At 26.8% G+C, this 11877-nt stretch carries 16 protein-coding genes; 7 read left to right on the top strand and 9 right to left on the bottom strand.

Annotated elements, in window-relative coordinates; all coding sequences use genetic code 11:
* Positions 1-169 precede the first annotated feature (169 nt).
* From AVBRAN12647_RS05685 to argF, 8 genes are all read right to left on the bottom strand, one after another.
* Positions 170-646, bottom strand: coding sequence for a GNAT family N-acetyltransferase (locus AVBRAN12647_RS05685; protein ID WP_336614825.1), 477 nt, complete (start codon positions 644-646; stop codon positions 170-172).
* A gap of 43 nt (positions 647-689) precedes the next feature.
* Positions 690-1046 carry a 50S ribosomal protein L19 gene (gene rplS / locus AVBRAN12647_RS05680; RefSeq protein ID WP_214117796.1) on the bottom strand — a complete coding sequence of 119 codons (357 nt, stop codon included), beginning with the start codon at positions 1044-1046 and terminating at the stop codon, positions 690-692.
* Positions 1036-1752, bottom strand: coding sequence for a tRNA (guanosine(37)-N1)-methyltransferase TrmD (gene trmD, locus AVBRAN12647_RS05675; protein WP_214117795.1), 717 nt, complete (start codon positions 1750-1752; stop codon positions 1036-1038). Before trmD ends, rplS begins: the two co-directional genes overlap by 11 nt.
* Entirely contained in the window at positions 1752-2270 is a 519-nt protein-coding gene (rimM, locus tag AVBRAN12647_RS05670) for a ribosome maturation factor RimM (RefSeq protein ID WP_250325824.1), read from the bottom strand. Before rimM ends, trmD begins: the two co-directional genes overlap by 1 nt.
* Complete coding sequence (locus tag AVBRAN12647_RS05665; RefSeq protein WP_214117793.1) at positions 2263-2508, bottom strand: KH domain-containing protein; 246 nt, start codon at positions 2506-2508, stop codon at positions 2263-2265. Before AVBRAN12647_RS05665 ends, rimM begins: the two co-directional genes overlap by 8 nt.
* Positions 2508-2732, bottom strand: coding sequence for a 30S ribosomal protein S16 (gene rpsP, locus AVBRAN12647_RS05660; protein WP_214117792.1), 225 nt, complete (start codon positions 2730-2732; stop codon positions 2508-2510). The genes AVBRAN12647_RS05665 and rpsP overlap by 1 nt, the downstream gene beginning before the upstream one ends.
* 92 nt (positions 2733-2824) lie before the next feature.
* A complete protein-coding gene (locus AVBRAN12647_RS05655; RefSeq protein ID WP_214117791.1) occupies positions 2825-4156 on the bottom strand; it encodes a signal recognition particle protein in 1332 nt (443 codons plus the stop codon).
* A gap of 74 nt (positions 4157-4230) precedes the next feature.
* Positions 4231-5166, bottom strand: coding sequence for an ornithine carbamoyltransferase (gene argF, locus AVBRAN12647_RS05650; protein ID WP_214119533.1), 936 nt, complete (start codon positions 5164-5166; stop codon positions 4231-4233).
* Between the two features lie 221 nt (positions 5167-5387).
* On the opposite strand from argF, the gene AVBRAN12647_RS05645 reads away from it, so the two are divergent.
* The gene (locus AVBRAN12647_RS05645; protein ID WP_239803086.1) at positions 5388-6095 is read left to right on the top strand and encodes a substrate-binding periplasmic protein; all 708 of its coding nucleotides are present in this window, start codon (positions 5388-5390) and stop codon (positions 6093-6095) included.
* 14 nt (positions 6096-6109) lie between these two features.
* Here AVBRAN12647_RS05645 and AVBRAN12647_RS05640 read toward each other — a convergent pair whose 3' ends face one another.
* Positions 6110-7672, bottom strand: coding sequence for an amidohydrolase (locus tag AVBRAN12647_RS05640; RefSeq protein WP_336614824.1), 1563 nt, complete (start codon positions 7670-7672; stop codon positions 6110-6112).
* Positions 7673-7904: 232 nt separating this feature from the next.
* On the opposite strand from AVBRAN12647_RS05640, the gene AVBRAN12647_RS05635 reads away from it, so the two are divergent.
* The 6 genes from AVBRAN12647_RS05635 (at position 7905) to AVBRAN12647_RS05610 (ending at position 11607) form a co-directional block, all read left to right on the top strand.
* Positions 7905-8612 carry a transporter substrate-binding domain-containing protein gene (locus AVBRAN12647_RS05635; RefSeq protein ID WP_214119538.1) on the top strand — a complete coding sequence of 236 codons (708 nt, stop codon included), beginning with the start codon at positions 7905-7907 and terminating at the stop codon, positions 8610-8612.
* Positions 8613-8682: 70 nt separating this feature from the next.
* Positions 8683-9828 carry an MFS transporter gene (locus AVBRAN12647_RS05630; RefSeq protein WP_336614823.1) on the top strand — a complete coding sequence of 382 codons (1146 nt, stop codon included), beginning with the start codon at positions 8683-8685 and terminating at the stop codon, positions 9826-9828.
* A gap of 59 nt (positions 9829-9887) precedes the next feature.
* Complete coding sequence (rpmI, locus tag AVBRAN12647_RS05625; protein WP_214117785.1) at positions 9888-10082, top strand: 50S ribosomal protein L35; 195 nt, start codon at positions 9888-9890, stop codon at positions 10080-10082.
* A gap of 80 nt (positions 10083-10162) precedes the next feature.
* On the top strand, positions 10163-10516 hold the full coding sequence (gene rplT, locus AVBRAN12647_RS05620) for a 50S ribosomal protein L20 (RefSeq protein WP_214117784.1): 354 nt from the start codon (positions 10163-10165) through the stop codon (positions 10514-10516).
* Positions 10517-10612: 96 nt separating this feature from the next.
* Positions 10613-10888, top strand: a complete 276-nt coding sequence (locus tag AVBRAN12647_RS05615; RefSeq protein ID WP_214119542.1) for a hypothetical protein — start codon at positions 10613-10615, stop codon at positions 10886-10888.
* Positions 10889-10971: 83 nt separating this feature from the next.
* Positions 10972-11607 (top strand): tetratricopeptide repeat protein, encoded by a 636-nt coding sequence (locus AVBRAN12647_RS05610; protein ID WP_336614822.1) that lies wholly within the window; start codon positions 10972-10974, stop codon positions 11605-11607.
* The last annotated feature ends 270 nt before the right edge of the window (positions 11608-11877 follow it).

The following is an 11877-nucleotide window of genomic DNA, read 5'->3' as shown; positions in this document are numbered from 1 at the left end:
AAGTAATTTAGCTAGAATTGTTTAAAAATCTAAAACTAAACAATAATTAGTGATTTTAAAGTTATTACATTATTGATTTAGCTAAGGTATTAATTTAAGAATTTTAAATGTATGATTTAATTTCTTATTATTTATATTTTAAGTGATTTTTATACATAGTTAAGATAACTTATTTATTGTTTAAAAGGTTGTTTATATCTGATTTTTCAAGTCTATGTAGTAGCCATTCATCTTTTGTATTAGCTCCTATTTTTTTATAAACTTCAAGACTTGGATAGTTGTCTTTAAGACAAACCCAATCAATTCTTTCGTAATCATTTTGATTAGCTATTTTAGCTAGCTCTTTTATAAGTGCTTTTCCTATTCCTTTATTTTTGTATTCAACATCAACGAATAAATCTTCTAAGTAAATTCCACATTTTCCTAAAAATGTAGAGAAATTATTAAAATACAAAGCAAATCCAACAGGCTTTAAATCATAATAAGCTATTAAAACATAAGCTTTTTGTTTTATAAATAAGTTTTCTTTTAAAAGTTCTTTAGTAGCTACAACGCTACTTGATAAGTTTTCATAATCAGCTAATTTTTTAATAAATTCTAAGATTAAATCTAAATCTTTTTCTGAAGCTTTTTGTATTGTAATCATTCTATAAACGAAATTCTATAAACGGAGAAAAATCTCCGTAATATTAGCGTTTAAGTTCTTTAATTCTTGCAGCTTTACCACGTAATCTGCGTAGATAGAATAGTCTTGAGCGTCTTACTTTACCATGGCGAACTACCGTAATACTTTCTAGACTATCAGAATAAATTGGGAATATTCTTTCTACTCCAACACCATTTGCACCAATTTTGCGAACCATAAAAGTTTCACCTGTGCCTTGACCACGACGAGCTATACAAATACCTTCAAAATTTTGAACCCTTGACTTATCACCTTCTTTAATATGAATAGCAAGTTTTAATGTATCGCCAGCTCTAAAATCAGGAATATTTTTTCCTTCAATTTGTTTAGCTTCAAACTGCTCAATATATTTATTTCTCATAGTTTTTCCTTAAATTATTGTGCTTAGCAAGTAAATCCGGGCGGTGGAATTTGGTCTTGCAAAACGATAGATGATTTTTTAAAAGGCTAATATTAGCGTGATTACCCTTAACAAAACTTGAAATTGAATAAAATTTCTTAAAAATATTATTTTTTTTATATTCAAATATAAAAGGTTTAGTAAAAGATGGAGCTTCTAATAAATAATTTTCAAAACTTTCTTCTACTAAGCTTTCTTGTTTTATTACTCCATTTATATTTCTAGCAATTGCATCGCACATACAAAGAGCTCCCAATTCCCCGCCCGTTAGGACAAAATCACCTATGCTAAAAACTTCATTAGCATAATTTTCATACACTCTTTCATCAATACCTTCATATCTTCCGCATACAAAAGTAATTTCATTTTTTAAGGCAAGTCTTTTAGCATCAATTTGTTTAAAAGGTTTTCCTGTAGGGCTTAAAAATATAATATGAGAATTTTTATAATTTTCTAAACAATCAAATAAAGGTTGGCAAGCCATAAGCATACCTGCTCCGCCGCTGATTTTCGTATCATCTACTTTATTATGTTTGTTTGTAGAATAATTTCTAGGATTGTCAAAATGTAGTTTTATAAGCTCTTTTTCTCTTGCAATTTTTAAAATGCTTTCATTAAAATAGTTTTCAATTAGATTTGGAAATAAACTTATAAAATTAAATTTCATTACGAATTTTCTAAAATACTTTTAGAATTATTTACCTTGATAATATCACTTACTGAAATTATAAAATTATTATGAAAAGGTATATAAAAACTCTTAGCTAAGCCTAAATTTGCTAATTCATCGCTAGTTTTTATCTCTAATAAATCATTAGCTCCTGTTTCTAAAATATCAACAACGCTACCTAAAAACTCATCATCTTGATATACTTTTAACCCAATAATATCAAAATAAAAATATTCATCTTTTTTAAGCTTAATATTTTTTCTAGTATTTTCAATATTAGAGTAAAGCTCCATGTTTACAAGTTCTTTAGCCTTATTTACATCTTCATATCCTACAAATTGCACTAAAGAATTTGAAAAATCAAAAGATTTAATTATGAATTTTTTACCATTTTTATTAAAAAATTCAGCTTTAGGTTTAAATTGTTCGTAAAAATCACTTTTATTATGAAATTTTAAAAAACCAAGTAATCCGTGAGTTTTACCAATTTTAGCAACATAAACTAGATTATTCATCAAAAGTTTTTACCGTGATTTTATAATTTAATTTTTGAGTATTTTTGTGATTAACTGCTATTGTTTTAATTGCGGTTATGATTTTTCCTGATTTTCCAATAAGTCTTCCGGCATCTATTTTAGTAGCCATAATAACAATATCTATTAGGTTATTTTCTTTTTCTTCTACAAAAATTTCTAGCCGCTCAGGATTTGCGGCTATTGTTTTTGCATATGTAAAAATAAATTCTTTTACCATTATTTTGTAATTCTTGCTACACGATCGCTTAATTTAGCGCCTACGCTTTTCCAGTAAGCTAGTCTTTCAGCATCAAATTTGATTGTTTCAGGCTCGCTCATAGGATTGTAATATCCTATACTCTCAATCCAACCGCCATCTCTTCTTTTTCTGCTATCTGTTACTACGATACGATAAAAAGGACGCTTTTTTCTACCCATTCTTGTTAGTCTTACAACTGTCATTATTTTCTCCTTGATTGATTTAAAGATTTTTTATAAACAAAAATTGTCTATAAAAAAGCTTTAAATAAGTTTAAAGCTTTAAAAATTTTTAATTATTTTGGAAAATTTCCTTGATTTAGCATAGAACCTAACCCTTTCATACCACCTTTTGAAAGTTTTTTAGCGATTTTTGATGCATTTTCAAATTGTTTTAAAAATCTATTAACTTCCATTTGAGATAGACCTGCACCTTTTGCAATTCTTGCTTTTCTAGCATTGTTTAATAGGCTTGGAGTTTCTCTTTCTTTTGGTGTCATTGAGCTAATCATTGCCTTTATATGTATCATTTCTTTAGAACTTTCTAAATCTATATCTTTTACTTTATTAGCAATGCCACCAAGACCTGGTATCATTCCAACTAATGAACCTAAATTCCCTAATTTTTTTACACTTTCAAGTTGGTTTATAAAATCATTGAAATTAAATTCACCTTTTTTGATTTTTTTGCTTAAGATTTTTGCTTCTTTTTCATCAAAAACTGCTGAAGTTTTTTCCATTAAAGTTGCTAAATCGCCTTCTCCCATAATACGACCAACAATTCTTTCTGGAACAAAACTCTCAAAATCTCCTACCTTCTCACCAATACCTACGAATTTTAAAGGTAGATTTAATAATTTTGCTATACCTAAAGCAACCCCGCCTTTAGTATCTGCATCAAATTTACTTAAAATAACACCACTAATGCCTATTTTTTCATTAAATGTTTCTGCAGTTTTTACACCTTCTTGACCGCTCATAGCATCAGCTACATAAAAACTCTCATAAGGATTTATTATATCTTTTACACGAGCTAATTCATTCATTAAAGGCTCATCAATCGCTAAACGACCTGCAGTATCCACTAATAATACATCATATAAGCCATCTTTAGCTTTGTTAAGAGCATTTTTCGCTACTTCGCAAGGGTCTTTGCTATCCATTGAAAATAAATCAATTTCATTAGCTTCACATAATTGTCTTAATTGCTCTACCGCAGCAAGTCTTTGTAAATCACACGCTGCTACTAGAACTTTTTTCTTTCTAAGTTTTAAATAATTTGCTAATTTTATCGTGCTAGTTGTCTTTCCACCACCTTGTAAGCCTATCATCATTACAGATGTTAAACCACTTGGAGAAAATCTAAATTCGCTTATTTTATTTTCTGGTGTTAGTATGTTTGTAAGGTTATTTTTAATTGCATCTAAAAAATGCTTTTGACCGATTCCTTTTGCTTTTACTTCATTTTCTACATTAACTAATAATTCTTTCGTTACCTTAAAATGAACATCAGCCTTTAATAAAGACTTTTTAAGAGTTTCCATAGCGTTTTTTAACGCTTTTTCATCATCTATTGTTTTTAATTTATTTACCGCTTGCTTAAAAGAATCACTAATCAACTCAAACATTAAAAATATCCTTTAATTTAAATTTTAAAAAAGGGGTAATTATAACCCCAAATGCTTTATATTTGTTTAATAAATTATATATCTATATCACAAATAGTAGCAATCATAACAGCTTTTATAGTATGCATTCTATTTTCTGCTTGATTAAAAATTATATCAGCATTATTCTCAAATACATTTTCTGTAATTTCATTACCTTTTACTGCAGGTAAGCAGTGCATTATTATCGTATTTTTTCCAGTTTTTAAAAGCAATTCATCATTTACTTGATAAGGTTTTAAAATATTTATTCTATCTTTTGCTTTTTCTTCTTCTCCCATAGAGCACCAAACATCAGTATATATAATATCAGCACCCTTAATATCTTCAATATTATCGCTGATTTTTATACTTGAGTTATTCGCAAAACTTTTGCAAAGATTTATTAATTCATTATCAGGATGAAGTTCTTTAGGACTAATATTTATGTAATTTAATCCTAATTTAGCGCAGCCTATCATAAGAGAATTTGCCATATTGTTTCTACCATCTCCAATATATGCACAATTAAGCCCTTCTAGTTTGTTAAAATGCTCGTAAATAGTTAGCATATCGGCTAGAATTTGAGTTGGATGAAATTCGTTTGTCAAACCATTCCAAACAGGAACATCACTATATTTTGCTAAGGTTTCTAAATCACTTTGATTAAAGCCGCGAAACTCAATGCCATCAAACATTCTGCTTAATACCCTAGCGGTATCTTGTATGCTTTCTTTTTTGCCTAATTGTATATCGTTAGCACCTAAATATTCAGGATAAGCTTTTTCATCGTTACAAGCTACCACAAATGCACATCTTGTTCTAGTTGATGGTTTTTCAAATATTAAAGCTATGTTTTTTCCTTGCAAATGATTGCCTGTTATACCTTGCTTTTTCTTTTCTTTTAGCTCTTTTGCAAATTTAATAAGTGCTAGGATTTCATCTTTACTAAAATCTTTTAAAGTTAGAAAATCTCTGTTTGTTAGTTTCATTTTTTCTCCTTTTGTTACTAATTTATACAATTTTAAAATATTTTTGAAGAATTTATTTTAATTTATTGTAAAAAAAGTTATTATAAAGCAATTTTTTTAAGGAGGACAAATGGAAAAATTACAAATAAATAAATCAAATCTGCGTTAAAACTTATCACTTCTTTTATTCTATTTTTTATTTTTTATATTTTTTTATTTTTATTAATTTTTAGGAGATTATTATGAAACAAATTTTTATAGCTACATTGCTAGCTTTAGGGCTTTTCGCACAAGAGATTTATAAGGTTGGCACAGGATATGATTATCCACCATTTGATTATATAGAAAATGGTGAAATTGTAGGATTTGAGATTGATTTAGTAAGAGCAGTAGCAAAGGAGTTGGGTATTCAGGTTGAGCCTGTTACAATGCCATTTGATGGGCTTATTGCGGCTTTAAAAGTGGGTAAAATTGATATTATTTCAGCAGGTATGAGTTATACTTCACAAAGAGCTAAAAATGCTGAATTTACAAAAAGCATATTTGATAGCAAAAATTATTATTTGAAGTTAAAAGGAAATGATAAAATAAATTCTTTAGATGATTTATCAAATGGTGCAATAATTGGGGCAAAAATAGGTACTCTTCAAGCTGACGAAATAACTAATTTAAAAGGTGTTAAGCCGTATTTAAACGAAGAATATATAGTGCTTATTAATTCTACTTTAAATGGTAAAATTGATGGTTTTGTAATGGAAGAACCAGTCGCTAAAAGTTATATGAAAAAGTATCCAAATTTAGAAGTTTTTGCTACTTCTAGTATTGAAGGAATGAGTCTAGCTTTTAAAAAGGGTAATACAAAATTAAGAGATGATTTTGATAAAACTATTGAGAAATTTAAGCAAGATGGAACCTATTTAAAATTATTAGAAAAATATAATTTAAACTAATCCTTGAAAAAGGATTAGTAAATTCTTTCGCCTTTTAGCCAAGTTTGATGAACTTTTATATCTTTTATTTTTGTTTTATCAATACTAAAAATATCATTATCTAAGACAATAAAATCAGCACTTTTACCATCTTCAATAGTTGTGCAATTTTTTAGCATTAGGATATTTTGTGAGTTTTTAGTTAGCATTAAAATCGCATCTTCAACTGATATTTCTTCATTTTTATTATAGTTTTTGCCGTTAGGATTAGTTCTTATAACAGCTGCATTAATACTTACAAATAAATTAAAAGGCTCGTGATGAATTGTAGCTGGTGCATCACTTGAAATGCTTAAATCTAAATGTTCTTTTAATGTGTTTAAAGCACAAATTGAATTAAATCTATCATCTTCTAACGCATCTTCATAGCTTGTATATTCAGCGTATTGAAATATTGGTTGTGTGCTTATAGCAATTTTTACTTTTAACTTTTTTATTTTTTCAATATGTTTTAAATTTAGCATAGAAGCATGCTCAAATCTAACGCTAGGATAATCTTTTAACCAATTTTCATAGCTTATAAGATTATCAATTACTATATCTATAGCTTTATCTCCCATTAGATGAAAACTTATTTGGCAATTATTATTTTTGGCAAAATCAATGGCTTCTTTAATTTCATTAATATTACATACTAAATCCCCATAATTGTCGCTATTTTTATAAGGTTTATGAGTAAATGCAGTTTGTGATGAAATAGTGCCATCTACAAAGAATTTAATTCCATTAGTTTTAATATCTTCTAGGCTTTTAAATAAGCCAAATTCTTTAGCGTCTTTATAAACTTGATATAAACTAACTCTTTGTTTTAAACCCATATTTTTTGCCAATTTATATAATTCATAAGCTTTTAAAGGTTTAGAATAACACATCATATCGCTAATATTTACTATTCCTAAACTTGCATAAATTTCGCCTAATTTTACTAATTTTTTTGCTTCATCTTCTAAGCTTTCTTTTTCCATTGCATTGCGAATTAACATAGATGCACCTAAATCATACATAATACCATTAGGAGTGCCATCTTCAAATCTGCCTATTTTTCCACCTTTAGGCTCTTTTGTGTCTTTTGTAATATTTGCTAGCTCTAATGCTTTAGAATTGCAAACGCAAGAATGACAGCAACTTCTTAATATAAAAATTGGTTGTGTTGAGCTTATCAAATCTAAATCTTTTATAGTAGGAGCTCTTTTTTCATCTAGTTTTGATTCATCATAACACCAACCTTTAATCCATTTATTTTCCTTACCATAATTTGGTGAAGTTTTTAAAAATTCTATTAATTGTGGAATATTTGTCACATAAGGTTTAGTGCAAGCTAGACTATCTATTATTTGTGATACATATGTTGGATGCGTGTGAGTATCGCTTAATGCAGGAATAACGCAGGCATTTTTTAAATCTATGATTTTATTGCAATCATTTCTATTTACATTATTGATTTCACAAAATTTAGAGTTTTTTATACTAAATTCGCTTATAAAATCATTTTCGTTTTTACCTGTAAAAACTTTAGCATTAACAAAACCTATTTTCATAATCTATTCCTTTATGTTACATAATGTTACATTTTTTATATTTAATTTAAAATTACACATATTATAATTAACATATTTTACTTTTTTGATTATTATAAGTCATATTTTTAAGGAGGACAAATGGAAAAATTACAAATAAATAAATCAAATCTGCGTTAAAACTTATCACTTCTTTTACTCTATTTTTTATTTTTTAAATTTTTTATTTTTATTAATTTTTTAGGAGATTATTATGAAACAAATTTTTATAGCTACATTGCTAGCTTTAGGGCTTTTTGCACAAGAGATTTATAAAGTTGGTCTATCGCCTGATTTCCCACCATTTGAGTATATGGAAAATGATGAAATTGTGGGGTTTGAGATTGATTTAGTAAGAGAAATTGCTAAGGAGTTAAATATAAAAATTGAGATTATTCCAATGTCTTTTGATGGTTTAATTCTAGCGTTAAAATCAAAAAAGATTGATATTATTGCATCAGGTATGAGTTACACACCTAAAAGAGCTAAAAATGTTGAGTTTTCAAATCCAATAATAGAAAGTGAAAACCACTATATCAAATTAAAAAGTAATAAAAAGCTAAATTCTTTAAAAGACCTTGAAAAAGGAGCTATTTTAGGCGCACAAATAGGAACTTTGCAAGCTGATGAAATATCTAATATTAAAGGCGTAGTTCCGTTTTTAAATTCTGAATACATTCCACTTGTATTATCTACTTTAAATGGCAAAATTGATGGTTTTGTATTAGAAGCTGCTGTTGCTAAGAGTTATACTAAAAATTATGATGATTTTGAAGTATTCGCAAAAACTCCAATAGCTGGAACTTGCATAGCTTTTCAAAAAGGCAATACTAAATTAAGAGATGATTTTAATAAAGTAATTAACAAATTTAAAAACGATGGAACTTATTTAAAATTGTTACAAAAATATAATTTAGACTAAATATTTATGCCTAATATTTAGGCATAAATTGAATTTTTTAGATATATTAAAGTCTTAATAAAGGAAAAATATGAAAAAAAGTTATTTTTTAATAAGTATTTTATGTGTAATTTTTATATCTTTAAATCTTAGGGCACCAATTACTGCAATAGGTCCTATAGTTGATAATATTATGAGTTATTATGATTTAAATTCTACGCAAATTGGGATTTTAAGTGCTTTGCCGCTTTTTTGTTTTTTTATTTTTTCTTTAATCGCTCCGATTTTACCAAATACAAAAGCTATGCTTTATGCGATTATTTTAATAATGTTTGGACTATTTGCTAGGGCGTTTTTTAATACTTTTTTCTTGTTTTTTGGGACGATTTTAATAGGTTTAGGTATTGCTATTTTGAATGTTTTAATGCCTAGTTTTGTTAAAAATCACTTTAAAAATATTGGAAAAATTATGGCACTTTATGGAATGTTTTTAAGCATTTCTAGCTTAATAGGAGTTTTTGGGCATTATTTGATTGATTATATTGGACTTAGTGGAGCTTTATTTTGTTGGATTATATTTGCTATTATTGCGTTTTTTTGCTATCTGCCATTTATTAAAAATCATAGGCTTAATAGATATTCTAAAACTCAAAATTTCAGTGATTTTTTAAGTATTTTTAAAAACAAAAACGCTTGGATAATCACTGCTTTTATGGGGCTTCAAAGTTGTGTTTTTTATACGATAATTACTTGGTATCCTAGCATATTAGCTATTAGTATGAATAAAGATTATGCGACTAATATTGTTATATTATTTCAATTTTGTTCTATGTTTTCAGCTTATTTTATACCTAATAAAATGGCTCAGATTGAAAATAAAGCAATGCTTTTAACTTTAGTTTGTATTAGCAATATTCTTGCTTTTTTTATATGTTTATTAAGTTCAAATATTTATATTTTAATAATTTCAGCTTTATTATTTTCTATTCCTGTTGGTGGAATTTTTGGAGTAGCACTTACTATGATTGCTATTAAATCAAAAGATACAAAAACTACAATATACTTAAGTTCAATGTCTCAAAGTGTAGGGTATTTAATAGCTACTATTGGGCCAATAATTTTTGGATATTTTAAAGATATTACAAATAGTTTTAATACTTCAATTATTTTTATGATAATTATTAGTTTTTTGTTGCTAATTTTTTCTTTACTTTCAAATAAAATAAGCTATATATAAACTTTATTGTGATAAAATCGGCTCTTCTTTTTTAGAAAATTCAACAAAAAGGAAAGCTTATGCCAAAAATGAAGAGCGTAAAAAGTGCTTCTAAGCGCTTTAGAGTAGGCAAAAATAAAATTAAGCGTGGTTCAGCTTATAGAAGCCACATTTTAACTAAAAAGCCTGCAAAAAGAATGCGTGATTTAAGAACAGCAAAATTTGTTCATGCTACAAATGAAAGCCGTGTTCTTAAAATGCTTTGTATGAAATAAGAGTTTTTGATTTTTAATCATTCGTTACCCCCGTTTAGGGAAAGATTTGCTTTAAGCAAACGCCATTAAAAGGAGAAATTATGGCAAGAGTAAAAACAGGCGTAGTAAGACGCAGAAGACATAAAAGATTATTAAAGTTAGCTAAAGGTTTTTATAGCGGTCGTAGAAAACACTTTAGAAAAGCTAAAGAACAATTAGAAAGAAGCTTGGTATATGCTTACCGCGATAGACGCCGCAAAAAAAGAGATTTCCGTCGTTTATGGATTATTAGAATTAATGCAGCTTGCCGCTTAAATGATTTAAGCTATTCAAGATTTATGAATGGTCTTAAAAAAGCTGGTATTGAACTAGATAGAAAAGTTCTAGCTGATATGGCTATGAATGACGCAGCAGCTTTTGCTAAAGTTGCAGCAGCAGCTAAAAAAGCATTATAATTTCTTTCCTAGCTAAGATTAGCTAGGAATTTCTTTCTTTAACATTTAAATATTTTCCCTAGTAATTTTTATTTTTTTAATATTATTTTAAGAATGGTGGGGGGGGGTATAATCTTTTTTCTTAATTCTCCTGAAGTTAATATTCTAGGAATAGGAGCTTCTAAAAAACTCAAAATCACATCTAAAATAGATGAATTAGAAATATATGAGATTAAACTAAATAAAGGAAATTGCAAACTTCATTATGTTTTATCAAAATCAAATCCTAAAAAATTAAAATACGGACAATCATTTTCACCTATACATTTTTGCGAGAATTTAAAACAAGCAGAAATTAAAACCAATGAAGGTGATTTTACTTATTCTTTTTAAGCTATAGATTTTCTATAGCTTAAAAATAAATATTACTATTTAAAAATATTTCGCTAAAATTACTACCTTAAAAAGGAGTTAGTATGAAAAAATTATTAATTTTATTATTTAGTGTTTGTATTTATGCCGTTGAGTGTGTGAGTTTAGAAGAATGCTTAAAAAATGCTAATTATTATCAGTTTGATAAAAATGATGAAACAAACGCAGCTTTATATTATAAAGTTTCTTGCGAAGAATATGAAGATTATTTATCTTGCAAGGCTTTAAGTGATATTTATAAATATTCTGATAAATTGGAAAATAAAAAATTAAATAAAAAATACAAAAATTTAGCAATAAAATTGGTTAAACAATCTTGCAAAGATGATGATAATGCAAATGCTTGCTATGATTTTGCAAATTTTTGTGAAGTAAAATATACTCAATGTGATGATTTTGAAAAATTATATGAAAGAGCATTTAATTTATACGAAAAACAATGTAATAATAATGATTATTCATCTTGCTATTTTTTAGCAAATATGTATTTAAATGGAGTTAGCACTGATATTGATGAAGAAAAAGCTTTAGAATTATACAAATACGCTTGCAATAATAATGATAACAAAAGCTGCTATGAAGTATCTCAACTTTATGAAAATAAATCTCTTGAGTATTTAAGAAAATCTTGCGAATTAGAATTTAAATACGCTTGTGAAAAGTTAGATAATATAAAATAATTTTAAAAAGTTCTTATTTTTTAAGAACTTTTTATTATTTGATATATTTTTAAAAACGAGTAGTTATAAAAGTATATAAATTACAACTATTTAAAATAATTTAAGATTTTTATTATTGTTTTGTCATAATAATCACATTTACTTCAAAGGAATTTTATGAATATAGAAAAACACCAAAATATGGTTAATTTTATTTGGAATATCGCAGATTGTCTAAGATATTTTAAGTTAAAATTAGTTTTGTTTTTAATGTGAGAAAGTTTATGGAAA

It is taken from the genome of Campylobacter sp. RM12647, from assembly GCF_020138135.1.
In the GTDB taxonomy this organism is placed as follows: Bacteria; Campylobacterota; Campylobacteria; order Campylobacterales; family Campylobacteraceae; genus Campylobacter_E.
The sequence above is the reverse complement of the archived record's forward strand: the minus strand, read 5'-3'. Positions and strand labels throughout refer to the sequence as shown.

Excerpts from the sequence above, each read along its gene's own strand:
- rplT (WP_214117784.1), top strand. The coding sequence starts at position 10,163 with ATGGCAAGAGTAAAAACAGGCGTAGTAAGACGCAGAAGACATAAAAGA.
- trmD (WP_214117795.1), bottom strand. The coding sequence starts at position 1,752 with ATGAAATTTAATTTTATAAGTTTATTTCCAAATCTAATTGAAAACTAT.
- AVBRAN12647_RS05645 (WP_239803086.1), top strand. The coding sequence starts at position 5,388 with ATGAAACAAATTTTTATAGCTACATTGCTAGCTTTAGGGCTTTTCGCA.
- rpmI (WP_214117785.1), top strand. The coding sequence starts at position 9,888 with ATGCCAAAAATGAAGAGCGTAAAAAGTGCTTCTAAGCGCTTTAGAGTA.
- rplS (WP_214117796.1), bottom strand. The coding sequence starts at position 1,046 with ATGAGAAATAAATATATTGAGCAGTTTGAAGCTAAACAAATTGAAGGA.
- AVBRAN12647_RS05640 (WP_336614824.1), bottom strand. The coding sequence starts at position 7,672 with ATGAAAATAGGTTTTGTTAATGCTAAAGTTTTTACAGGTAAAAACGAA.
- AVBRAN12647_RS05635 (WP_214119538.1), top strand. The coding sequence starts at position 7,905 with ATGAAACAAATTTTTATAGCTACATTGCTAGCTTTAGGGCTTTTTGCA.
- AVBRAN12647_RS05630 (WP_336614823.1), top strand. The coding sequence starts at position 8,683 with ATGAAAAAAAGTTATTTTTTAATAAGTATTTTATGTGTAATTTTTATA.
- rpsP (WP_214117792.1), bottom strand. The coding sequence starts at position 2,732 with ATGACAGTTGTAAGACTAACAAGAATGGGTAGAAAAAAGCGTCCTTTT.
- argF (WP_214119533.1), bottom strand. The coding sequence starts at position 5,166 with ATGAAACTAACAAACAGAGATTTTCTAACTTTAAAAGATTTTAGTAAA.
- rimM (WP_250325824.1), bottom strand. The coding sequence starts at position 2,270 with ATGAATAATCTAGTTTATGTTGCTAAAATTGGTAAAACTCACGGATTA.
- AVBRAN12647_RS05610 (WP_336614822.1), top strand. The coding sequence starts at position 10,972 with ATGAAAAAATTATTAATTTTATTATTTAGTGTTTGTATTTATGCCGTT.
- AVBRAN12647_RS05665 (WP_214117793.1), bottom strand. The coding sequence starts at position 2,508 with ATGGTAAAAGAATTTATTTTTACATATGCAAAAACAATAGCCGCAAAT.
- AVBRAN12647_RS05685 (WP_336614825.1), bottom strand. The coding sequence starts at position 646 with ATGATTACAATACAAAAAGCTTCAGAAAAAGATTTAGATTTAATCTTA.
- AVBRAN12647_RS05655 (WP_214117791.1), bottom strand. The coding sequence starts at position 4,156 with ATGTTTGAGTTGATTAGTGATTCTTTTAAGCAAGCGGTAAATAAATTA.